We start from the raw sequence: 22822 nt of genomic DNA on the forward strand, positions 1-22822 counted from the left end.
TGTGTATTTTCGAGTAGGCAGATATTTTGACAAACAGGACTAAAAAAATTTAAAACATTATAATGGTGAAAATAAAATTATTATTTATTGTAGTTTTTTCTACAATTTGTAACGCACAAATTGTAAATATTCCTGATGCTAATTTTAAAGCAGCTTTATTAAGTGCAAGTTCAACTAATCACATTGCGGCTATAAATATGCCATCTACATATGGTGTTTTAGGCTCAATGATTATAAGTGGTTATAACAAAATAGATGTAAATAATGATGGCGAAATTCAAGTTTCTGAAGCTCAAAATATTCTCTCATTAGAAATAAATAATAAAAACATTTCTAATCTGGCTGGTATTGAAGCTTTTATTAATTTGGTAAATTTAGAATGTGACAATAATGTAATTACAAGCCTAAATCTTACTCAAAACATAAATCTTAAATATTTGGATTGCAGTAATAATCTACTAACTAGCTTAGATATTTCACAAAACACAAATCTTTTAAGAAACTTTTGCAGAGATAATCAGCTATCAAATTTAAATTTATCTCAAAACCTTTTATTGAATATGCTGATTTGCAGGAATAATCCATTGTCGAGTTTAGATGTTACACAAAATTTAAATCTTCTTCATTTGGATTGTAGCTCAAATCAACTTATAAATTTAAATTTAAATAACAATACTCTTTTAAAATCATTGGGTTTCTATAATAATCAAATTTCTACTATAGACCTATCTAATTTAACACTTTTAGAGTCTCTAGCATGTAGTTCTAACCAATTAACCAATTTAGATATAAGTTCTAACACCTTATTACGAACCCTCGATTGTGGCAATAATCTATTGACCGATTTAAATACATTAAATAATACCAATTTAAGGTCAATTCGTTGTAATTCAAATTTATATACTCATTTAGATTTTTCTCATCTTCCGCTATTAGTTTCATTATCATTTCAAAACAATATCAATTTAATAAGTGCAAACCTTAAAAATAATAATGAATATTGGGACAACTTTGGGTTATCGTTATACTTTGATAATAATCCAAATTTAGAGTATATATGCGCAGATGAAGAAGATGTGTCATTAATAGAAGATATTTTAAGTTATAATACCAATACGAATAACTGCCATGTTAATTCTTACTGCTCATTTACTCCATCAGGAACCTTCTATACAATACAAGGAAATGAAAAGTTAGATAGCAATAATAATGGCTGTGATAGCAATGACATCATTTATCCAAATTTAAAATGTACCATTACAAACGGAACTAACACAGGAACTTTAATTGCGAATAATTCAGGCTCATATAATATTCCGGTTCAAGCAGGAACACATTCTATTACTCCAATTATTGAAAACCCAACTTATTTCAATATAATTCCAAATACTTTTACTGTAAGTTTTCCATCGTCAACAAGTCCTTACAATCAAGATTTTTGTATATCAGCTAATGGCATTCATAATGATTTAGAAATTGTTGTTTTACCTGTTATTGCTGCCAGACCAGGATTTAATGCTTATTATAAAATTACATATAAAAACAAGGGGACAACAACACAATCGGGTACAATTAATTTTATATTCGAAGATTCTGTTTTAGATTTTGTTTCAAGTAATACTAATTTCACAAGTCAATCAACCGGAAATTTAACTTGGGATTTTACAAACCTAGTTCCATTTGAAAGTAGAGAAATTGATATTGTTTTAAACTTAAATTCACCAACTGAAATACCTGCTTTAAATAGTGGCGATGTTTTAAGTTATTCCGCTTCAATAAATGGACTAACTGACGAAACTCCTAGTAATAATAGTTTTATCTTAAATCAAATGGTTGTAAATTCATACGACCCAAATGATAAATCTTGTTTAGAAGGAACAACGATTACGCCAAGTATGGTTGGTGATTATGCTCATTACTTAATACGATTTGAAAATAATGGAACTGCAAATGCACAAAATATTGTTGTAAAAGACATAATTGACACGGATAAATTTGACATCAATACATTATTACCAATTAAAGGTAGTCACAACTTTGAAACAAGAATTTCGAACACTAATAAAGTAGAATTTATTTTTAAAAATATAAATCTTCCATTTGATGATGCTAACAATGATGGATATGTTTCATTTAAAATTAAAACCAAACTCAATTTAGTTGTTGGAAATACGTTTAGTAATTCAGCTAACATCTATTTTGACTATAATTCCCCGATAGTTACAAATAATTATACAACAACTATTCAAAATTCATTAGGTTCACAAGAAAATGAATTTATCAATGATATCGCCACTTATCCAAATCCAGTAAAAGATATTTTAAACTTTAAAACGCAACATAATATTTTCAAAATTGAAATTTATGATATTTCGGGTAGAAAATTAAGTTCAAATTCTATTTCTGAAAACAAAATTGACTTAAGGGAACTAAAAACTGGAAATTATATTCTTAAACTTTATACAGAAAAAGGGATAATCAATACAAAAATTGTAAAAGAATAACGCCTTGCCAACAGCAGCTTCAAGCAATAGCTTGACTATTACTTATCATCATAAAAAAACCTCAAACTATCGTTTGAGGTTTTTGCATATTAGGGGTTACCTATTACTTCTTGGTAATCGGAAAATTACGAGCACGCATCAGGGCATCTGAATTGGCGCTTCTGCCTCTGAATTTTTTATAGGCTATTTCGGGATCGATGGTGTTGCCGATGCTGAATACGTTATCGTATAAACTCTTGGCGACTGTTTTGTCGTACATGCCGTCTTTGGCTTCGGTGAAAGCCTCGGTAGCATCTGCACTGATGACATCGGCCCACAAATAACCATAGTAGCCCGCAGCATATTCATCGCTGGAAAATATGTGTCCGAACTGAGGAATGCGGTGGCGCATTACAATTTCGCGCGGCATGTGTAGTTCGGCCAAAGTGGTTTTTTCAAATTCTTTCGGGTCGATATCGGCGTTTTCCAATAAGTGGAGTTTCATATCAACCAAAGCACTGGAAATGGTTTCTACGGTAGAAAACCCTTCGTTGAAACTGGCTGCTTTTTCGATGCGCTCTACCAAAGCTATTGGCATAGGATTACCGGTTTGGTAATGCAGGGCAAATCGGTTCAAGACTTCGGGAGTGGCCAACCAACGCTCTAAAATTTGGGACGGGAACTCAACATAATCTCTTGGGGTATTGGTGCCCGATAAACTCGGATAGGTAACATTGGAACACAACCCATGAAGGGCATGTCCGAACTCATGGAACAGGGTGCTGGCATCTTCCCACGAAATGAGGATAGGCTCGCCTTCTTTACCTTTGATGAAGTTACAGTTGTTGGAGACTATGGTAATCACATTGCCGTCGACTTTACTTTGCTCGCGGTAAGCGGTCATCCAGGCTCCGGAACGTTTGCCTGCACGGGCATACGGATCAAAATACCATACGCCTACTACTTTACCGGTATCTTTGTTAGATACCTCAAACACGCGCACATCAGGATGGTACACCGGTACATTTTTGACTTGTTTGAAATTCAAATGAAACAACTCACCTGCTACCCAAAACATGCCTTCGCGCAATTTTTCTAATTGCAGGTATGGCTTTACATCGTTTTGGTCTAAATCGTATTTGGCTTTGCGCACTTTTTCGGCATAATAGCGGTAATCCCAAGGCTCAATCTTGAAATTACCACCTTCGGCATCTACAATTTGTTGCATTTCGGCTACATCGCGGTGTACTTTTTCTATGGCAGGATTCCAAACCGACATCATTAAATCTAAGGTCTTTTGAGGCGATTGCGCCATGGTGTTAGACAAACTCCAATCGGCAAAGGTTTTAAAGCCCAGTAATTTTGCTTTCTCGGCACGCAGTTTCAGGATTTGTACTAAAGTGGCATTGTTGTTATTGGCATTGTCATTATCCCCGCGGTTTACGAATATCAGAAAGGCTTTTTCGCGCAGGTCTCTGCGGTTAGAGAACGTCAAAAACGGTTCGATGGAAGAACGGGTGTTGGCAATGCAACCCATGACGTTTAATTTTCGTTCTCTGGCATCAGAGATGGCGGCATTTTTTAACTCTTCGGGCAATCCGTCAAAATCGGCATCTGTTGTTAATTCTAAATAATAATTACTTTCATCGGCCAATTGGTTCTGACCGAATTTGGTAAACAAGCTTGCCAATTCCTGATTAATCACGGCAATACGCTCTTTGTTCTTGGCACTGGCTTTGGCGCCTTCGCGCACAAAGTTGGAATAGTAGTACCAAACCAAACGCTGTTGTTCTGAGTTTAATTTACTTTTTTCAGGCGCATTATAAACAGCCGCAATGCGGTCAAACAGTTTGCTGTTTTGATACATTTTGCTGGATAGTTCGGAGAATTTAGGCGTCATTTCAGACTCTATCGGAGCAAACTCGGGAGTGCTTAAATTAGACCCGTAAATATCAAACACCGCTCTGATTTGACTCAGTTTTTTCCCTGCTTTTTCTAACGCGACTATGGTATTGTCAAACGTGGCAGGCTTAGGATTATTGGCAATCGCATTGATTTCGGCAAGTTTTTCGGCGATGGCCGCTTCGATAGCCGGTTTTAAATCTTTGAGTTTGTATTCTGCAAAAGCAGGAACACCACCATAGGGGCCGCTCCAGTTTTTGAGGAACGGATTGGGATTGTTTTGTGCATCTAGTGCTAAAAAGGGGGCACTCATAAGCAAGGTTAAAATTATTTTTTTCATTAGTTACATGTATTTCATCAAAAGTAATTAAAAAGCTTGTATGTCATTTGTCTTTTATTGAAACAAACTCATGAATAATGATTTATTTTTCTATTTTTGTTTGCGAATTCTTCTTGTGAGGACCGTTCCTAACGATGAATTATCGCGAATTAAATTACTACTGTTTATGAAATACATCAAACAATTACTAGCGTTACTAACCATAGTTACCTTTACCAACTGTTCTACCGACAGTGAATTTGCCAACCCGGTTCCGGATATTTCGATACATCCTACAGCTCCGACGGTGGTAACCAATACCGTTACAGCCATCACTATGAATACGGCGGCAAGCGGTGGAAACATCACTACTGACGGAGGTTCACCGGTAACTTTGAGAGGTGTGGTTTGGAGCAAATTACCGAATCCGACGACTCAATTGACAACCAAAACATTGGACGGTTCGGGAGCAGGAGCTTTCAGCAGTGCCGTGTTGAATTTAGATTCGAATACAACCTACTACATTCGTGCTTATGCCGTTAATGCCTACGGTACGGCTTATGGGAATGAAATCAGTTTTAAAACATTGATCAATCCGGCTGATCTTCCGGTACTGACTACTACTTCGGTTACTGATGTTACGACCAATTCGGCTGTTTCAGGTGGTAACGTAACCAGTTCAGGAGTCTCTCCGGTTACGAGTCGCGGTATCGTTTGGGGTTTAAATCCGGATCCGACTATTCTTATCAACATCGGAATGTCTTCTAACGGAATTGGTTTAGGTGCTTTCACCAGCAATGCTGTTAACTTAAGTCCTAATACCACTTATTATGTAAAAGCTTACGCTACCAACTCACAAGGAACAGCTTATGGAAATGAGTTTTCATTTACCACCAGCCCGTTGTTATACACAGTAGGTAACGGCGTGAATGATATAGACGGCAATCATTACAATTCGGTTATTTTGAGTGGTAAAGAATGGACGACTTCTAACCTGAATGTTACCCAATACACCGACGGAACTCCTATCCCACAGGTACAAAATGCCTCAGACTGGGCTAATTTAACAACCGGAGCTTGGTGTTACTATGCTTTCCAGACCAGCAATGGGGTGGTTTACGCTAAATTATACAACTGGTATGCCGTTGCGGGAATATGGAACACTGCTTCGAAAACTGACCCTGCTCAACGCAAAAAACTAGCCCCTACCGGATGGCACGTACCAACAAACAGTGACTGGAATTCGGTTACGACTTATCTTGGCGGAGCACAAACAGCCGGAGGTTTACTGAAAGAGACAGGGCCTTTACACTGGCAAAGTCCAAATACCGGTGCTGTAAACTCAAGCGGTTTCACAGCCTTGCCGGGCGGTAATGTTTTACCGAACGGAACATTCGGAAACCTTGGCACTATTGGTTATTGGTGGTCTTCAAACGAATACAATCTGAGCAGTTCATGGTGTGCCGGATTGTACAGTGACAACACTACTATATCAAATGCCCCAATTAATAAAAATTATGGTTTTTCGGTAAGATTAGTAAAAGACTAATTGAAAATATACCCTACAATTTAAACCTCGTTATTTAACGGGGTTTTTTTGTAAAATAATTTATCTTTGGAAGAACAGTAAAACGAATTGCTTATGTTTCATTCGAGAAAAGACACCGTATATGTGGTGTTGGCAGGAATATTCATTACCAATGCCGTAGTGGCCGAATTGATTGGCGGAAAACTGATAGATGTAGGTCCGGCTGTAATGAGCATAGGCATTTTGCCCTGGCCGGTGGTTTTTGTCAGCACCGATTTAATCAATGAATATTTTGGTGAAAAAGGTGTACGGAAACTTTCAATCATCACAGCCTGTTTGATTGCCTATACATTTATTGTTTTATTTTTTGCTATGAAAATTCCGTCAACGGGAATCAGCACTGTTACGAGTGCACAGTTTAATGCGGTTTTTGGCCAAAGCCAATTAATCATAGTGGGAAGCATCACGGCCTTTTTAATTTCGCAGTTGATTGATGTGAGCATTTTTCATTTTTTTAAACGAAAGACCGGGCATAAAATGATATGGCTGCGAAGCACCGGATCAACTGTTATTTCCCAATTGTTTGACAGTTTTATAGTGCTGGGCATAGCATTTTGGGTTCCGGGAATCATGGATACGCAGACGTTTTTCCTTTCGGCCATGACGGGCTATTCGGTAAAACTTGCCATAGCTGTTTTGATGACTCCTATGATATATTTAGGTCATAACTTAATTGATAAATACATTGCCAAAGATGGAAAATAAAATACGCTGCGCCTGGTGTGAAAAAGATGATTTGTACCGCGATTACCACGACAACGAATGGGGAAATCCGGTGTATGACGACGACAAGCTGTTTGAGTTCTTAGTACTTGAAACTTTTCAGGCCGGGTTGAGCTGGTATACCATTTTGAAAAAAAGAGAGAACTTCCGAGAGGCCTTTGACCAGTTTGACTACAAAAAAATTGCCCAATACAACGAGGAAAAAATAGCCGAACTAATGCAAGATGCCGGCATCATCAGAAACAGCCTGAAAATAAAAGGAACGGTTGCCAATGCTATAGCGTTTATGAATGTTCAGGAAGAATTTGGAAGTTTCTCTAAATACATTTGGAATTTTACCGGAGGAAAACCCATTGAAAACAACATTAAAAAACTGAGTGATATAAAAGCAACCACACCGCTTTCGGATGCCATCAGTAAAGATTTGAAAAAACGCGGATTTAAGTTTGTGGGTTCAACCGTAGTATATGCGCACATGCAAGCTACCGGCATGGTAAATGATCACGTAGAGGATTGTTGGAAACGAAAGTAGGCCACAGATTTCAGTCGACATATTTCAGAACCTTCATAAAAGTATCGCGAGATATTTCAAAAGCCCCCAGCTGCTCTAAATAATCGTTGTGCAACTGACAGTCCAAGAGTTTATAGTTTCGTTCTTTGAGCTCTTTTATTAAAGCCACAAACGCAATCTTACTGGCATTGGACACTTTAGAAAACATACTCTCTCCGCAAAAAACATGTCCCAAGTCAACGCCGTATAACCCGCCAACCAATTCGCCGTTTTGCCACACCTCAACTGATCGGGCAAAACCCAATTCGTGCAGTTGGGTGTAAGATGCAATAATGTCATCGGAAATCCAGGTTCCCTCCTGACCGGGACGTTCAATTTCACGGCAATTGGTTATTACTTCTTTAAAATTCTGATTGAATGTAACCTGAAACAGATTGCGGTTGATCAGATTGCGGATGCTTTTAGGAACTTTATACAAGGCAGGAACTACAACCATACGCTCCGGCGGTGCCCACCAAAGTATAGGTTCATCTTCATTAAACCACGGAAAAATACCATTGCGGTAAGCCAATAATAATCGTTCAACAGATAAATCCCCTCCTACTGCCAACACTCCTTCAAAGGAAGCCTCTTCAACAGGAGGAAAGTACAGGTCTTTGGTTAAAAAGTACATGGAAAGCGTTTATTCATTTAGTAAAAAAGCCAGAAACTAGAACCTGATTCTAACTTCTGACTTTTTTAAGTTGATTGTTTTTAGCTATTAGAACGGCAAATCGTCGTGCTCTTCTTCGTTAAAATTAGTGGCCGGTGCAAATGCTTCTGCCGGAGGCATAGGAGCCATTCCTGCAGCAGGTGCTTCAGCTTGTAATTTTTCAATTCTCCAACCTTGAATGTCGTTGAAATATTTGGTTTCTCCTTGCGGATTTACCCATTCTCTACCTCTTAAGTTAATAGAAACTTTTACCGCTTCCCCTACATGATAGTTGTTTAGCAAGTCGCATTTATCCTGCACAAAATTGATGCTGATAAACTGCGGATATTGCTCTTCAGTAGCCACAACTAATTCTCTTTTTCTAAAACTGGCACTCACCTGTTGCTCAGGATTAATCACTTTAATTTTTCCGGTAACTTCCATAATTATTGATTTGCTAAAAGTATTTTCCAAGCGGAAAGGACTTCATTATTATTCAGATATTCTTTTGCTTTGCGGTGTATTTTTTGTTCATCATCCGAACTTAAAACAGCTTTTACAGCAAAATTTTGTTGTACAAATATAGTAATTTCTTCTTGTGTTGGCAACGCCTCCACATTTCCTAATTTACCCAAATCATTTCCGTCAAAAACAGGACTTTTCTTAATGAAATCGGGGATTTTGTCTACTCCTATTCCTAATGTAGTCAGGGGTTTTTCGACTTCAAACAGCCCTTGATTGGAACGGGAATACCAATTGCCTCCCAAACGGGAAACCAAATCGATTTTATTTTGGTCTATGGCTCCTTTTTCGTCTAACACTGCTTCATTGATATGAATTTTTACTACTTCGCAAATAATCAAATTACCGGCTCCTCCCTGGTTTCCGAGAGCAATAATTTCATTGACTTTACACTCCATTTGTACCGGACTTTCGGCTACACGATATGGCTTTACCATATCCGAAGGCAACATGGTCAGGCCTGATTTTTCAAACTCGTTGACTCCCTCAGGGTATTCGGTACTTGACAATGAAGCTTGTTGTACTATATCATAATTCACCACATTGATGACAACTTGTTTGGTAGCCTGACAATTCTCCAATGTGTGTTTGGTCGTGTTATTCCTAACGCGTCTGGCCGGAGAAAAAACCAATATAGGCGGATTAGAACTGAACACATTAAAGAAACTAAACGGAGATAAATTGGGCTTGCCATTTTGGTCAACCGTACTGGCAAACGCAATAGGTCTGGGTGCTACGGCACTTTGCAGGTAACCTTGTAATTGTGCCGGAGACAGCGTATGGGGTTCGAAACTAAGCATGATTTGTTTTTTTGGTAAAAATAACCAATAAACTGTTTTGTTTTATATTCAAATTTCAAACTAATTTATCAAAAAAAGCCCCGCTTATGCGGGGCTTTCGGTTTATAATATCACAAAATGATTATTGTTTGATAACCTTAATGGTTTTTACCAAATCATCTGAAGACACTTTAACCAAGTAAGTACCGGATGCTAAGTTAGCAACATCGATTTGACCTTGGGTAGCATTTATGTTTTTAGAAAGTACCACCTGCCCTAAAAGATTGGTAACCTGAACCTGAGAAATAGTAGTTTCTGCAGACAAATTCAAGATATCTTTTACAGGGTTTGGATACGCTTTGAAATTATTAGCGTTAAATGTTGGTGTTGCTAAGTCTCCGAAACAAATCACAGAACGAGTTCTGTCAGCCGCTTCCTCACCACATTGATCATCAGCATGGTTGTAGAATCTTACCACGCCATCAGCAGTAGCTGTCCAAGTAACCGGAGTAGTTCCGTAAGCAGCAGCCGTAAGACCACCATCCGCACTGATGGTAATAAAATCAGTTGGGTTAGAACTTAAAAACTCATACGTAAAGCCGGCAACCACGCTAACAGAAGAATATTCTCCTGCCCATCCATCAGAAACAATTTCCTCTTCAGTTACTCCGTCACATACGGTAGAAGTAAACACTTCACCTTCCGGATATTCATAAGCATTTAAGCAATATCCAGGAGCAGCCATACTGGTGAAACTGAATACTTGACATCCGGTAGCTTCTCCGGCTAAATTTTTAGGAACCACCATCCAGTAGAATGTAGTATTATACAGTGGCACCGATAAATCGGCTGAAGTTGTTGTATAGTTATCAATAAGATCAGCTGCCGTCAACGGTAAAGCAATACCTCCGTAAAGGTCATAGCTGTCAGGGGCATCACCCGTTGTTGGAGCATCCCAAGTAAATGTAATAGGAGTATTTACCGGAACATCAACTGCACCGTCTGTCGGGAATGTTAGCGTAGCACAATCAGGAGCTGATACAGTCACACCACTACAAATTACCGATCTTGATCTGGACGTTTGACTTGTAGCACATTGATCATCAGCATGAGTGTAAAAACGCACTACAGCATCTGCTGTGGCTGTCCAAGTAAGCGGAGTAACTCCTGCTGCAAGAGAGGTAGTACCACCGGCATCACTGATAGTGATAAAATCTGTTGGTATAGAACTTATGAATTCATAAGTCAATCCGCCTGTAACATTAACGCTTGAGTATTCTCCTGCCCATCCATTACTTACAATTTCCTGAGCGGTTGTTCCGTCACAAATGTCATTTGTAAAAGTACTTCCAAAAGGATACTGACCATAAGGAGCATTTAAACAATAGCCTGGTGCAGCCTCAGTCGTAAAACTGAAAGGCACACATCCAACAGCTTCTCCGGCTAAATTTTTAGCAACCACTAACCAGTAAAAAGTAGTGTTATAACCTGTTAAAGTAAAATCAGCCGAAGTTGTAGTGTAGGTATCAATAAAATCAGCCGCCGTTAACGGTAATGCTGTACCTCCGTAAACATCATAACTGCTGGCCGCATCACCTGTAGTGGCTGCCTCCCAGGTAAATGTAACTGTTTGTCCTTGCGGAACATCTACAGCACCATCAGCAGGGAAAGTCATCACAGCACAATCAGGAGCTGCAAGTGTAAACCCGCTACAAGTTACTGAACGAGTTCTAAAATCTAAATCAGAAGAACCACACTGGTCATCCACATGAGTATAAAAACGAACTACCATATCAGCAGTTGCCGTCCAAGTAACCGGAGTTACTCCTGAAGCAAATACTGTGGATGCATCAGCTGAACTAATAGTAATATAATCTGTACTAACCGAACTGGAGAAATCATAAGTTAATCCATTCATTACATTCATCAACGAATATTCTCCGGCATACCCTACTGTGGTGATGTCATCAGGCGTAACCCCGTCACATACTGTTGAAGAAAACGTATCAGAAGGATATTGTCCGAAAGGCGCGCTCAAACAAGCAGATCCTGACGGAGATTCAGTGGTAAAACTGTAGGTATCACAACCGGTAGCCTGACCGCCTAAATTTCTAGGAATAACAGTCCAATAATAAGTAGTTGCATAAGACGAAACATCTACCTGAGCAGATGTAGTGGTGAAGCTACCCAATAAATCATCAACCGTCAATGGCAAGGCTGTTCCAAAATAAACATCATAGCTGGCCGGAGCATCTCCGGTGGTTGGTGCGTCCCATGTCAAGTTAAGCAGTGGGCCTACCGCTACATCTGTAGCATTGTCTGCAGGCGCCGTCAACGCAGCACACGTTGGCGCATCAACATCCGCTTCTAAAGAAACGTCATCAATAGCCCAGTTATCTCCGTCGTCCTGAGTCATGACAAAAGCCACATAAATTGTTTGTCCTAAATAAGCCGACAAATCCACTGAGCGTTGAGTCATGGTCAAAGGTATATCTGCTTCGGTTTTGGTATCAATGGTGACAAATGAAGAAATATTTGTAGGCGAAGTGGTTGATACTCTTATGGTATATTCTGTTCCATAATCACTATCATAGGTTTGGGCTTCGTAAAAAGCAAGTAAAACATTGGGGGCCGTTACTGTAAACTGTGGGGTAACCAGCCAATCTTCTGCCAGTCCTCCACTTACGTTTTCGTATCTGACAAATGCAGCCTGTGCACCCGACGAAACATAACCGGAAACGGTTGTTAATTTCCAATCCTGTAAGGTTCCAAGCCCGTTGGTTCCTCTGAAACTTGTCCAACCTGCCGGTGGAAAAGTAGCCCCCTCAAATCCTTGCGGAAATTGAGCATATCCTTTTGAAGCAAACGCCAAAAGAACAAAAAACAAAAGAGTAATTTTTTTCATAAATTCTGGTTTTAATTTATTTGATTCGTAAATATAATAAAATTACTATTTAATCGTTCATCTTTTTTTCATAAACACAACATTATCAAAAGTTTTTAAGTTGAATAGAATGAAACACCCTTCTAATTTTTGGTTTAGTAAAACAAACTTCCGCCTTTTTCATTTTTTCATTACTTTTAACCAAAAGTAAATCGCATGCAGTTTTCGGAAAAACGAAACATTACCCGCTGGGTTATCATTTTGGCCTCATTCATCATCGTGAGTTTGATTTTGTGGAACACCTATTCTTTTTTTCAGATTTTTAAAAAGGAAGAGCGGGTCAAGATGCAGAATTGGGCTTTGGCACAAAAGAAAATCAACAGTGCCGACCCTAATGCGGATGTTGATATTGAACTTCCGTTTCAAATCATTCAGGAAGCCAGCATTCCGATTATTGTAACCGAAAAGGATTCGATTATTAACACCATTAATATTGATAATGATATACTAAAAGACAAGGCTAAACTAAATGCTTTTTTACAAAAACTGAAAAGTCAGAACGAACCCATCATTATGCAAATTTCTGAAGGCAGAACGCATAATTTATACTATGGTGACTCCTCCTTGTTAACCAAGCTCAAATACTATCCTATTGCGCTGCTATTGATTATCTTTTTGTTTGCAGCTGTGGTTTACAATTTTTACAGAAGCACCAAAATGGCCACCCAAAACAAGCTTTGGGCCGGGATGGCAAAAGAAACGGCACATCAAATCGGGACTCCTTTATCCTCCTTAATCGGTTGGCTCGAAATCATGAAAGCCGACAATGTTGATGAAACTACCGTAAACGAAATTGAAAAAGATATCAACCGACTGCAAACCATAACCGACCGTTTTTCGAAAATCGGTTCTGAGCCGGCACTTGAACTTAAAAACATCATTGAAGAAACCGAACAATCGTTTGATTATTTACAATCCAGATTCTCTAAGCAAGTAGAATTTTCTTTTAAAGCTCCCCAAAAACCTGTCATGGTTTTACTGAATCCCATTTTGCACAGTTGGACGGTTGAAAATTTGGTCAAAAACGCTATTGATGCTATGAAAGGAAGAGGAAAAATATCAATAGTGATTGAAGAGGATCATCATTTGGTTAAAATTTTAGTGAGCGATACCGGAAAAGGTATTCCTAAAAACCAGTTTAAACGCGTTTTCGAACCCGGTTTTACCACTAAAAAAAGAGGTTGGGGACTCGGACTGTCTTTAACCAAAAGAATAGTCGAAGAGTATCACAAAGGAAAAATCAAAGTTCTTCATTCTGAGCTGGGGAAAGGAACCACCATACAGGTTTCTTTCAAAAAATCGGTCTGAGGATTACTTTCGTCTTGCTGTAAAAAAAGCAGCTCTTTCGGATGTGCTTTTAGAGAGATAGTTGTTTACAAAATTGAGTTGTTCTTCAAATCTTTTTTGTGCCGAGGCCACCGTCTTTTTTAAAGAGTTGAAATTGTAGAGGTTTTCTTTGCTGACATCTACAATCTTATCCAATTCCTGTTGACAAAACAACCATTTATTATACGGAACCTGCACTTTTTCTCTAATTTTTTCGTCAGAAACCAAAGGCATAAACCTTTTGTTTCGGTAAGCAATAAAATCATTCAGCAGTTTATTGGCCAAATTGAACTCAGAAACTATCAGCTCTAATTTAGGAATACTCTGGTTGTTTTTATACCCTTCTAAATTCATTTTCAAAGCATTGTATTTCTCCTTGATAAAATCATTTTTCAGGCCTGTTTTTTCGAGGCGTTCTATTTGTTTCGCCATTCTGTCGGGTTCCGACAAGCCTTCAAACTCGGCAATAGCTCTATTAAAATCAAACGGATTGGCAATCAAATCCGACTCTGTCACATCTTGATAAAAATCATCATTGGTGATGGGTTTTTCGTTCAGTTGCCATATATAATCAAAGGGCATGTGGGTTTTCAGAAAATCGGCAGCGTCTGTCTTATAATAAGCATTGTTCAGTTTCTTATAAAAAACCTCATCTTTAACATAGCCGGCTCCCCAAGTAGGATCAAACAAATACCATTTTCCGTTTATTTTACATGCGTTCCAGGAATGAGACAGGTTTGCAATTTTACCGAACTGTTTAGTATACCCATCAACTACGTATGATTTCACACCCAATTGATTTACTATTGCATTAAACACTTCGGCATAATGCATGCAAACGCCTTTTCGGGTTTTTAACGTAGCATCTATTTTCTCTTTAACCGTTTGAATTTTGGGTTTATACATAGCCGGCACATCATAGCTGATGTTGTTGGCTGTCCAGTAAAAAGCGGCTCTTACTTTGTCTTCTTCCGAAGTAAAATTTTGATTTATATAATTGGCAATTGCGGGAATGCTATTTTGATATTGTTTCGGAATTTCATCTGTTTTTTGATCAATTATTTCATATTGACTAAACATAAAATGGGAAGACAATAATACTAGTAATTGCAGTATTTTTTTCATAAACCTCAAATAAAAAAGTTCCACTAATTTAAATTAAACTAATGGAACTTCTGTTTTGTTAGACATAAACTATATATTTTGAGCTATGGCAGTTGCCAATTCCTCAAAGGCTTCCGGAGTCAGAGCAACTTTACGTTGAAAGCGCATATCGTCCATATCGTGCAACGGAATTAAATGCACGTGGGTATGGGGCACTTCCAACCCAATAACCGCCACTCCCACCCGCTTGCACGGAACTGTTTTTTCTATAGCATGAGCCACTTTTCTGGAGAACTTCATCAACCCTAAATAAAGAGCTTCATCCATATCAAAAATCTTATCGATTTCCTGTTTCGGAATGCAGAGTGTATGCCCTTTGGCATTTGGGTTTATATCTAAGAAGGCGAGGTAATTTTCGTCTTCCGCTACTTTGTAGCAGGGAATTTCTCCGTTTATTATTTTAGTAAAAAGACTGGCCATGATTAGTCTCGGGTGATTTCTAAAATTTCAAAATTTAATTTTCCGTTAGGAACGCTTATTTCAGCAATCTCTCCTACTTTTTTTCCAAGCAACCCTTTCCCTATAGGAGAAGTTACCGAGATTTTTCCGGATTTCAGATCGGCTTCGCTTTCGGCTACCAATGTATACTTCATTTCCATACCGTTGGCTTGGTTTTTAATTTTTACATTGGATAACACTAAGGCCTTTGACAAATCCAATTGTGATTCGTCAATCAATCGTGCATTGGCGTACAACTCTTCCATTTTGGCAATACGCATTTCCAAAAGCCCCTGAGCCTCTTTGGCTGCGTCATATTCTGCATTTTCAGACAAGTCGCCTTTATCTCTTGCTTCGGCAATAGCTTGAGATGCTTTGGGTCTTTCAACACTCTTAAGCTGTTCTAATTCGTCTTTCAATTTTTTTAATCCTTCAGCGGTGTAATACGATACTGTACTCATGTTTTCCTGTTTTATATAAATAGAAAAAATCCCATCGCAACGGGATTTCTTTTTGCAAAGATACTATTTAAATTTATTTCAAATTTTGTTCACGCTTATTAACGTTTGTCAAAGTTAATTAAATTAAATTTGTTTCACCATAGTATTAGAAAAAATTTAAGATGAAAAAGATTTTAATGTTATCACTATTAGCCGTAATTGTTCTGGGTTGTGAAAACGCCCGAATTAATAACAACAATCCTAATATTCCGAATTATCCGGTCAATCTGCAGATAAATATGGATTTACCTCAATTTCAACATCTGAAATACCCCAGTAATTCCTATGTTGACCCTTCATGGGGAGCCAGAGGTATAGTTGTATTTAATGCCGGAAACAGTTATGTGGCCTACGACTTGGCTTGCCCTAATCAGTCCTTCAGTTCTTGTACTTCACCTATGACCGTAAGCGGTATTAATGCAACTTGCAGTTGTGACAACACCGTATATAGTTTGTTTTCAGGTCAAAGTTCGGGGCAGCAATACCCTATGAAACAATATCGGGTAGATGTTAGCGGCAATAATTTGTATGTAACAAATTTTTAAAAAAAGCCAGTCAAATTTGACTGGCTTTTTCGATTATTAAAATTTCAGCGTTAATCCTGCCAAAAAGTTGATTCCAGCTTGCGGATAATAGTAAGGATAAACATCCCACATGTAACCGTTGGAAACATACTGTTTATCTAAAACATTATTCACCAAACCGGTTAAAACAATCGATTTGAAAATTGAGTTAGGTTTAATTTCGTAGGTAATATTAAAATCATTTACAAAATAATCCGGCAGTTTAGCGGCTGGCAATTCAATGTTGTTCATATATTGCTCTCCTACAAATTTTGAAAGCCACGAAACCTGCATCCCTTCAAATGGTTTGTACACCAAAATATTTCCGGCAATAACCGATGGCGAATAGGCGATATCTTTGGTACCGACATGCACATTGGAAACGTTCAAATCCACATTTTTATTTTGGCTGATGGTGAAATTCGGTCGAATGATAAACTTGTTGGAAAGGGCGTAAGTAGCATCGACTTCCAATCCTAAACGATAACTCTTTTCACTGTTGGAACGAATAGGGTTCCCCACATCGTCTAAATTTCCGGTTAAAATCAATTGGTCTTTATAGGCCATATAGTAAATATTGGTGTTGATTTTAGCTTTTCCGGCAGCAAATCGCCAGCCCAATTCAAAGTCATCCAGTTTTTCCGGTTTGGCATTTCCTCCTTCATAATCGGTTCGGTTGGGTTCGCGGTGAGCCTTGGCATACGAAAAATAGAAGGTATTTTTAGTATTGAGATTGTAGTTCAACCCGGCTTTGGGATTGAAAAAACGAAACGTATCGTTTACAAAATCAGCCTGAACACCATTCGCCTTATAATTTACCAGACGGTATTGTAAATCACCATAAAGACTCCATTTTTCAGTCAGTTGATAATTGGCTTTCGCAAAAATATTGCGGTCGGTTTTCACTCCGTAATCATCATAGTAATGATCCCCCAACTCACTGGTAGAGGCAAATCGGGCCCAAATTACTTTCCCGAAGTGATCGCCTTCATATTTGTTGCCGGCACCACCTATAATCAAATCGAGTTGATTTTTTTTATAATTGGCCGAAAAAGTAAGTCCGTAAAAATCATTGTCTAACCATTTTTGACGAATCAAATCGGTTGAAGTTTGGCCGTCAACCGGCGTTAATCCATAATCGGAAAAATCGGCATCTTCCTTGTAATTTTCATAATATCCTTTTCCTTTGGTATAATGTAAAGCCGTATTTATGCTCCAGCTTGCCGTTACTTTTTCGTTCCAATGCAATTGAAAATGATCTTGCTGATAGTTATCGGTTTCATTATTGTAAAAGCGAGTAACTCCGAATTCATCCGTAAATATTCCGGCCGAATTGAACGTTCTGTCATCCAACAGAGTTTCGCCATCAATACCGTTCCAGGACTGGTATGTTTTTTCGGTACCGCCAAAAACCAATGCTTTAATTATAGATGTTTTGCCCACGTAAGTCCCTTGCAAAAAATATGATTTCAAGTCAGAAGAAGCACGGTCAATATAGCCTTGTGAGTTAATATTTGAAAGTCTTCCGGCCAATTCAAAATGGTCGTTCATCAAACCGGTACTGAATTTAACGGTACTTTTTCGGGTATTAAAACTACCGGCTGAATTCGAGATTTCACCTGAACTTTGTTTGGAATACGAATCGGTAAGCAGGTTTAAACTGGCGCCAAAGGCTCCGGCACCGTTGGTAGAAGTTCCCACGCCACGCTGTAATTGCAGGCTTTCAACCGACGAAGCAAAATCGGGCATATTGACCCAATACGTTCCACTGCTTTCGGCATCATTATACGGAATTCCGTTGATGGTAATGTTTACGCGAGTCGCATCACTTCCTCTGACGCGAATTCCGGTATAGCCTACACCGTTTCCGGCATCAGAAGTGGTAACTACTGAAGGCATATAATTCATCAAAACAGGAATGTCTTGTCCCAAATTTCTCAACTTGATTTCTTCTTTGCTCAAATTGCTGAACGAAACCGGGGTTTTGGCAGTAACGCGAACCGCAGAAACCAATACTTCATCGAGTTGGTTGACTTTGACAGTGTCTTGCACTTTTTCCTGTGAAAAAGAGAAGAAAGAGGCAAGAAGAAAGAGCAAAGAAATCATAATCTTGCTTCTTGTTTCTTGTTGCTTTTTGCTGAAATAAAATAAAGTTTTCATTCGTAAAAAAGGTTACGAATAAAAGGGGTAATTATTCTTTCGATTAAAAATTAAAATTGATTTGTTCCTATGACAACGCCACGACGTGCACTTCGTTTTGGTCATTTTTCCCTAAACAGCATTACCTGTTCCAGGTTCGTTGGGTATAATCTCAGCCCACATTGGAGCACCCCTTTGAGACGCGGCAAAGATATAACTCTTTCTTTTAAAGTTCCTAGTTAAAAGTGTGGTTTTCTTCGTTGTTGTTTGATTTCAGACAGATTGCGTTTGGCTTTGATTCTTTTTTCGATAGCTGAACGCGGAATTTTAGTTGCTTTTCGTTTTTTTTGAACCACCAGCGATTGCTGAATCAACTGCAAAAAGCGCTTGGTGACAATGGTTTTATTTTTCAACTGACTTCGGTCTTCATCGCAATTTAGAATCAGCAGGTTTTCAGATGACAATTTAGCCCCGAGTTTATGGTGTAACAATTCTTTTTCTTCTGTTTTTAAAGCTTTGGAATTATTGACATCAAAAGTCAAAACTACCTTAGAAGACACTTTGTTCACATTTTGGCCTCCCGCTCCTGAACTTCTGACGGCTTTAAATTGAAGTTCGGTCAAAATCACATCAGTTTTCATACTGCGGTTGGTGTGCCGGTTTCAGTAAATCGTTAACCGTTTTCACCGGATTGAAAGTTACTAGGGGAACTTCAACAAAAACTGTTATCCACTTGGCCATGGCGCCATTCCACAGTCCGGGAAGCTCATATCCTTTAAGGTCTTTTCCTTTATTGTTTTTGTGAACGATAAAACCGGTACTTGGGTCAACAAATTGTTGCAAATCAAACTTCTCTCCTTTGTAATTTTTAGTGGCGCAAACTAAATCGACAGGATTAAAGTGAGTGGCTTTCGCCAAAATAGCCGCTTGCTCCGGATTGTGGGTATCCACTTGAGAACTTTCAACAATTTGGAGTGAAATATTGCCTTTTGCTCCTCTTACCCAAAACGGTCCTCCTCCGGGTTCGCCTTCATTTTTAACCATACCACACACGCGCATTGGACGGTTAAGTTTGTTCTTGATGAAATCAATTTTATTGTCTAAAGTATATTTGTGAAAATCATCCAACATATCAATATTGAGTTTTTGTTGCATGAAATGCACTATGGTTTCAATGTCGTTTTCTGTTACTGAATGCTGGTCAATATCAGATAATATTTTAAATACCTGCTCCTGCAAGTGTAACAGAATACCGGCTAATCCTTTTTTGTAGAGTGTAATTTCCTTTATATGATTCTGAATTACATTGTCGATATTTTTAATAAAAATCACATCGGCGTCCAAAGCATTCAGATTGTTGATTAAAGCACCATGACCACCGGGACGGAAAACCAATTCCCCTTTTTCATTGCGAAACGGCTGGTTCTGCATATCTACCGCGATGGTATCGGTACTTTTGTATTGATAGGAAAAACTCACTTCGGTTTTAGTACCCGATTTCGCCTCTACCTTGTCTTTTACTTGAGCAATTATAGAATTAAACAAGGATTCATGATTCTCGGAAACGGTAAAATGCAAGTTTGAAACCGAATTAGAGCTCGCATAAAAAGCACATTCATTAAGGTGCTCTTCTACGGGTGTGGCAATATGGGTTTCATATTTGTGAAAAGCCAAAGTTCCTTTGGGTTTGCCGGCAAAATCGAAATGTTCATGAGCCAGCATTGTTTTGATAAAACGATAACTTTTTTCGTGGCTTTCCAACGAATAGTATTCGGGGTGAAGTGATTTTATTTTAGCTTTTATTTCGTCGTAAAAAGGAAATTTTTCAATTCCCGCCAGGAAAATAGAGAGATTTTTATCTTTTTTTCTGTTGATGTAGGCATTGATGGTTTCGTTTTCGTGGTCAAATTCATTTAAAAATTCATTCAGAAATTTAAACATACGACTAGCAGCACCCGAAGCCGGAACGAATTTTTTGAGTTTTAGACTGCCTTTCTTATCATCAAAAAAGCGCGCTTGTTCCTCGAACTCTTCCGTTGACAGTTTTATGATACCGTCTCCAATTGTGGCCGGTCGCTCTAATGAAATCTTAGGGATGCCCGATTGAAAAAGCAACAACTCTCCTTCTACCTTATCTAATGCAATTCCGTGTGCTTCAATCTGGTCAAAATCGGCTTGCGTGAATCCGTATTTTTTTGCTAGTTTTTCTTTTGTTGTAAAATGCTCTTCCATTCTAAATAGCCGTAAATGGCAATAATTGTAAAAATTAAATACTGAATACTCGTAAACGAATATCCTTTGACAAAATACATCGGAATTGATATTACATCACCTATTATCCATAAAATCCAGTTCTCTATCTTCCTTCTGGCCATGAGCCACATCCCCACAAAAAAGATACCCGTAACCAAAGTATCGACATAAGAAGTCCAATGGGTAAATTTATCGAAAAATGTATAAACCGCAACTACAAAAAGCACTGTTCCTGTAAAAATCAGTGCCGACATCTTCTTTTCAAAATGGGTCATGATGGAAATGGGAAATTCAGCCACATCATCTTTCTTGCGGGTCCAGTGATACCATCCGTAGAGACTCATTATCACATAATAAAAATTAATCATCATGTCTCCGAGCAATGACCATTTCCAGAGCAAATAGGTATAAATTGCCGTATTGATGATACCGGTAGGAAACACCCAAATATTATCCTTTTTGGCATACCAAACGCTTAACAATCCAAAAACAATGGCTGTGACTTCCAATACTATTTCATAAGTAGGATAGTTTTTGTATTGTGAAAAAAGAAATTCAAGCATTTTTGATTTGGGATTTTTGGTTCAGGACTTGTGAATCTGTAACATTTTTTTCAAAAAAACCAGTGTCATTTTCAAAAGCTGTTCCGATGACCACCATATCTGCTCCGGCTCTGAAAGCATCATCTATTGCTCCTTTAGAGCGAATTCCTCCGCCTACAATCAACGGAATCGTTATTCGTTCAGCTACCCTTGAAATCATCTCCGAGGGAACAGACTTTTGTGCCCCGCTTCCCGCTTCGAGATAGATTAATTTGTTTCCCATAAACTCTCCCGCCTTGGCAATTTGAGCCGCATAATTCAGATTATTTCTGGCTAAGGGTTTGGTTTGACTGACTCTTTCAACTGCCGTTTTGCTTCCACTTTCGATTAAAAGATAGCCCGTGGAAATGATTTCCAATTCGGTCTTTTCCAATACAGGAACAGCGTTTATCTGATGTTCTATCAGGTACTCTGGGTTTCTTCCCGAGAGTAGTTGCAAAAACAAAATCCCATCGGCCTCTGCTGAAATTTGCGACGGATTTCCCGGAAACAAAAGCACCGGCAGGGTTGTTTTTTGTTTGAGCAACAGTATCAATTCATCCAGATGTGTCCCGGAAAACGAACTGCCTCCTACCAAAAGATGAGTGGCCGGCGATTGATTGATTTTAGATATCAACGGTTCAAGTGATTCCAAATCCAATTTATCCGGATCCAAAAGAATCGCTAATAGCTTTTGATTTCCGGATTTTGCTTCCAGTATGGTTTTGTAGATTTCTTTCATTATTTCTTTTCAAAGGCGCAAACAAAAACATAGTCTTCGATAAAATCGAAAAGAATATCAAAGCATTCTATCTTGTTGTTAAACCGCAGCTCTACACTGCATTTTTTATCGGAAAGTGTAAAATCGTTTTCAAAAATATGATCTTTGAAACTGATGCCAACTTCATTCTTTATCTTAAAAACCGATTCTTTAATCCCCCAAACCACCGTCGCTTTCTTCAACTGCTCTTCAATATTCAGGTTTTGCAAATGGGAAACATCCATGAATCGCGGTGCCAGTTTCAGGGTTTTTTCTTTTAAGATTTCCAAATCGGCTCCAATATTCTCTTCACTCAGTACAATTACCGAAAAATCATTGGAGTGAGATATTGAAATATGTTTCCCGTCTTTCAAATGCGGCTTACCGAAGTTATCATAGTACAAATCATAATCGGTGTAACCCACTTCCATCAGCAATCTCCGCACTCCCAAAAACCCTTTTTGATGGCTTTCGGCTTTCATACTTTCCAGTCTGGCCAACGATACATCCCGTAACGCAACACTGGTAAAAAGCTCATCGAAAGTTTCAGTAATTTTCCAAACGAGCAGATGGGTATATTCGTTTAAGGCTGTGATTCTTAGTAACGGCATGGGAATTAAATTATCTATTTGTATT

Annotated in this window: 20 protein-coding genes; 6 read left to right on the plus strand and 14 right to left on the minus strand. The window is 38.4% G+C overall.

Features of this window, described 5'->3' with window-relative positions; all coding sequences use genetic code 11:
* Positions 1 to 62: 62 nt before the first annotated feature.
* Positions 63 to 2504 (plus strand): T9SS type A sorting domain-containing protein, encoded by a 2442-nt coding sequence (locus tag EZL74_RS00320; RefSeq protein WP_131474592.1) that lies wholly within the window; start codon positions 63 to 65, stop codon positions 2502 to 2504.
* A gap of 103 nt (positions 2505 to 2607) precedes the next feature.
* On the opposite strand, the gene EZL74_RS00325 is transcribed toward EZL74_RS00320, so the two are convergent.
* Positions 2608 to 4725 carry a M3 family metallopeptidase gene (locus EZL74_RS00325; RefSeq protein WP_131474593.1) on the minus strand — a complete coding sequence of 706 codons (2118 nt, stop codon included), beginning with the start codon at positions 4723 to 4725 and terminating at the stop codon, positions 2608 to 2610.
* Positions 4726 to 4891: 166 nt separating this feature from the next.
* On the opposite strand from EZL74_RS00325, the gene EZL74_RS00330 reads away from it, so the two are divergent.
* The 3 genes from EZL74_RS00330 to EZL74_RS00340 all read left to right on the plus strand — a co-directional run bounded on the left by EZL74_RS00330 (position 4892) and on the right by EZL74_RS00340 (position 7547).
* On the plus strand, positions 4892 to 6253 hold the full coding sequence (locus EZL74_RS00330; RefSeq protein WP_161971673.1) for a fibrobacter succinogenes major paralogous domain-containing protein: 1362 nt from the start codon (positions 4892 to 4894) through the stop codon (positions 6251 to 6253).
* A gap of 93 nt (positions 6254 to 6346) precedes the next feature.
* Positions 6347 to 6997: a queuosine precursor transporter gene (locus EZL74_RS00335; protein WP_131474595.1), complete on the plus strand. Its 651-nt coding sequence runs from the start codon at positions 6347 to 6349 to the stop codon at positions 6995 to 6997.
* Positions 6987 to 7547, plus strand: a complete 561-nt coding sequence (locus EZL74_RS00340) for a DNA-3-methyladenine glycosylase I (protein WP_131474596.1) — start codon at positions 6987 to 6989, stop codon at positions 7545 to 7547. The genes EZL74_RS00335 and EZL74_RS00340 overlap by 11 nt, the downstream gene beginning before the upstream one ends.
* 10 nt (positions 7548 to 7557) lie before the next feature.
* Here EZL74_RS00340 and aat read toward each other — a convergent pair whose 3' ends face one another.
* From aat to EZL74_RS00360, 4 genes are all read right to left on the minus strand, one after another.
* Positions 7558 to 8199: a leucyl/phenylalanyl-tRNA--protein transferase gene (gene aat / locus EZL74_RS00345; protein WP_131474597.1), complete on the minus strand. Its 642-nt coding sequence runs from the start codon at positions 8197 to 8199 to the stop codon at positions 7558 to 7560.
* An 87-nt stretch (positions 8200 to 8286) separates the two neighbouring features.
* Positions 8287 to 8661: a DUF3127 domain-containing protein gene (locus EZL74_RS00350; protein WP_131474598.1), complete on the minus strand. Its 375-nt coding sequence runs from the start codon at positions 8659 to 8661 to the stop codon at positions 8287 to 8289.
* A gap of 2 nt (positions 8662 to 8663) precedes the next feature.
* Positions 8664 to 9539, minus strand: a complete 876-nt coding sequence (locus EZL74_RS00355; RefSeq protein WP_131474599.1) for a flavin reductase family protein — start codon at positions 9537 to 9539, stop codon at positions 8664 to 8666.
* A 121-nt stretch (positions 9540 to 9660) separates the two neighbouring features.
* Positions 9661 to 12423 (minus strand): T9SS-dependent choice-of-anchor J family protein, encoded by a 2763-nt coding sequence (locus tag EZL74_RS00360; RefSeq protein WP_131474600.1) that lies wholly within the window; start codon positions 12421 to 12423, stop codon positions 9661 to 9663.
* Positions 12424 to 12618: 195 nt separating this feature from the next.
* Between EZL74_RS00360 and EZL74_RS00365 the strand changes: the two genes are divergently transcribed.
* Positions 12619 to 13770: a sensor histidine kinase gene (locus EZL74_RS00365; RefSeq protein ID WP_131474601.1), complete on the plus strand. Its 1152-nt coding sequence runs from the start codon at positions 12619 to 12621 to the stop codon at positions 13768 to 13770.
* Positions 13771 to 13773: 3 nt separating this feature from the next.
* On the opposite strand, the gene EZL74_RS00370 is transcribed toward EZL74_RS00365, so the two are convergent.
* The 3 genes from EZL74_RS00370 to greA form a co-directional block, all read right to left on the minus strand.
* Entirely contained in the window at positions 13774 to 14913 is a 1140-nt protein-coding gene (locus EZL74_RS00370; protein ID WP_131474602.1) for a transglutaminase domain-containing protein, read from the minus strand.
* Positions 14914 to 14982: 69 nt separating this feature from the next.
* On the minus strand, positions 14983 to 15372 hold the full coding sequence (locus EZL74_RS00375; RefSeq protein WP_131474603.1) for an HIT family protein: 390 nt from the start codon (positions 15370 to 15372) through the stop codon (positions 14983 to 14985).
* Positions 15373 to 15374: 2 nt separating this feature from the next.
* A complete protein-coding gene (gene greA / locus EZL74_RS00380; RefSeq protein WP_131474604.1) occupies positions 15375 to 15851 on the minus strand; it encodes a transcription elongation factor GreA in 477 nt (158 codons plus the stop codon).
* A gap of 161 nt (positions 15852 to 16012) precedes the next feature.
* Here greA and EZL74_RS00385 point away from each other — a divergent pair, with 161 nt between their 5' ends.
* Positions 16013 to 16435, plus strand: a complete 423-nt coding sequence (locus tag EZL74_RS00385; protein WP_131474605.1) for a Rieske (2Fe-2S) protein — start codon at positions 16013 to 16015, stop codon at positions 16433 to 16435.
* 36 nt (positions 16436 to 16471) lie between these two features.
* Here the strand turns inward: EZL74_RS00385 and EZL74_RS00390 are convergent, their stop codons facing one another.
* The 6 genes from EZL74_RS00390 to EZL74_RS00415 all read right to left on the minus strand — a co-directional run bounded on the left by EZL74_RS00390 (position 16472) and on the right by EZL74_RS00415 (position 22797).
* On the minus strand, positions 16472 to 18613 hold the full coding sequence (locus EZL74_RS00390; protein ID WP_131474606.1) for a TonB-dependent receptor: 2142 nt from the start codon (positions 18611 to 18613) through the stop codon (positions 16472 to 16474).
* Positions 18614 to 18831: 218 nt separating this feature from the next.
* Positions 18832 to 19233 (minus strand): alternative ribosome rescue aminoacyl-tRNA hydrolase ArfB, encoded by a 402-nt coding sequence (arfB, locus tag EZL74_RS00395; RefSeq protein WP_131474607.1) that lies wholly within the window; start codon positions 19231 to 19233, stop codon positions 18832 to 18834.
* On the minus strand, positions 19223 to 20824 hold the full coding sequence (locus EZL74_RS00400; protein ID WP_131474608.1) for a DUF4301 family protein: 1602 nt from the start codon (positions 20822 to 20824) through the stop codon (positions 19223 to 19225). Before EZL74_RS00400 ends, arfB begins: the two co-directional genes overlap by 11 nt.
* Positions 20791 to 21408 carry a nicotinamide riboside transporter PnuC gene (gene pnuC / locus EZL74_RS00405; RefSeq protein ID WP_131474609.1) on the minus strand — a complete coding sequence of 206 codons (618 nt, stop codon included), beginning with the start codon at positions 21406 to 21408 and terminating at the stop codon, positions 20791 to 20793. The genes EZL74_RS00400 and pnuC overlap by 34 nt, the downstream gene beginning before the upstream one ends.
* Complete coding sequence (locus EZL74_RS00410) at positions 21401 to 22168, minus strand: geranylgeranylglyceryl/heptaprenylglyceryl phosphate synthase (RefSeq protein WP_131474610.1); 768 nt, start codon at positions 22166 to 22168, stop codon at positions 21401 to 21403. The genes pnuC and EZL74_RS00410 overlap by 8 nt, the downstream gene beginning before the upstream one ends.
* The gene (locus EZL74_RS00415; RefSeq protein WP_131474611.1) at positions 22168 to 22797 is read right to left on the minus strand and encodes a 4'-phosphopantetheinyl transferase family protein; all 630 of its coding nucleotides are present in this window, start codon (positions 22795 to 22797) and stop codon (positions 22168 to 22170) included. The genes EZL74_RS00410 and EZL74_RS00415 overlap by 1 nt, the downstream gene beginning before the upstream one ends.
* Positions 22798 to 22822 lie beyond the last annotated feature (25 nt).

The sequence above is a fragment of the Flavobacterium silvisoli genome, assembly GCF_004329815.1.
Classification (GTDB): Bacteria; Bacteroidota; Bacteroidia; order Flavobacteriales; family Flavobacteriaceae; genus Flavobacterium; species Flavobacterium silvisoli.

Coding starts and splice junctions, on each gene's coding strand:
- EZL74_RS00320 (WP_131474592.1), top strand. CDS start 63: ATGGTGAAAATAAAATTATTATTTATTGTAGTTTTTTCTACAATTTGT.
- EZL74_RS00325 (WP_131474593.1), bottom strand. CDS start 4,725: ATGAAAAAAATAATTTTAACCTTGCTTATGAGTGCCCCCTTTTTAGCA.
- EZL74_RS00330 (WP_161971673.1), top strand. CDS start 4,892: ATGAAATACATCAAACAATTACTAGCGTTACTAACCATAGTTACCTTT.
- EZL74_RS00335 (WP_131474595.1), top strand. CDS start 6,347: ATGTTTCATTCGAGAAAAGACACCGTATATGTGGTGTTGGCAGGAATA.
- EZL74_RS00340 (WP_131474596.1), top strand. CDS start 6,987: ATGGAAAATAAAATACGCTGCGCCTGGTGTGAAAAAGATGATTTGTAC.
- aat (WP_131474597.1), bottom strand. CDS start 8,199: ATGTACTTTTTAACCAAAGACCTGTACTTTCCTCCTGTTGAAGAGGCT.
- EZL74_RS00350 (WP_131474598.1), bottom strand. CDS start 8,661: ATGGAAGTTACCGGAAAAATTAAAGTGATTAATCCTGAGCAACAGGTG.
- EZL74_RS00355 (WP_131474599.1), bottom strand. CDS start 9,539: ATGCTTAGTTTCGAACCCCATACGCTGTCTCCGGCACAATTACAAGGT.
- EZL74_RS00360 (WP_131474600.1), bottom strand. CDS start 12,423: ATGAAAAAAATTACTCTTTTGTTTTTTGTTCTTTTGGCGTTTGCTTCA.
- EZL74_RS00365 (WP_131474601.1), top strand. CDS start 12,619: ATGCAGTTTTCGGAAAAACGAAACATTACCCGCTGGGTTATCATTTTG.
- EZL74_RS00370 (WP_131474602.1), bottom strand. CDS start 14,913: ATGAAAAAAATACTGCAATTACTAGTATTATTGTCTTCCCATTTTATG.
- EZL74_RS00375 (WP_131474603.1), bottom strand. CDS start 15,372: ATGGCCAGTCTTTTTACTAAAATAATAAACGGAGAAATTCCCTGCTAC.
- greA (WP_131474604.1), bottom strand. CDS start 15,851: ATGAGTACAGTATCGTATTACACCGCTGAAGGATTAAAAAAATTGAAA.
- EZL74_RS00385 (WP_131474605.1), top strand. CDS start 16,013: ATGAAAAAGATTTTAATGTTATCACTATTAGCCGTAATTGTTCTGGGT.
- EZL74_RS00390 (WP_131474606.1), bottom strand. CDS start 18,613: ATGAAAACTTTATTTTATTTCAGCAAAAAGCAACAAGAAACAAGAAGC.
- arfB (WP_131474607.1), bottom strand. CDS start 19,233: ATGAAAACTGATGTGATTTTGACCGAACTTCAATTTAAAGCCGTCAGA.
- EZL74_RS00400 (WP_131474608.1), bottom strand. CDS start 20,824: ATGGAAGAGCATTTTACAACAAAAGAAAAACTAGCAAAAAAATACGGA.
- pnuC (WP_131474609.1), bottom strand. CDS start 21,408: ATGCTTGAATTTCTTTTTTCACAATACAAAAACTATCCTACTTATGAA.
- EZL74_RS00410 (WP_131474610.1), bottom strand. CDS start 22,168: ATGAAAGAAATCTACAAAACCATACTGGAAGCAAAATCCGGAAATCAA.
- EZL74_RS00415 (WP_131474611.1), bottom strand. CDS start 22,797: ATGCCGTTACTAAGAATCACAGCCTTAAACGAATATACCCATCTGCTC.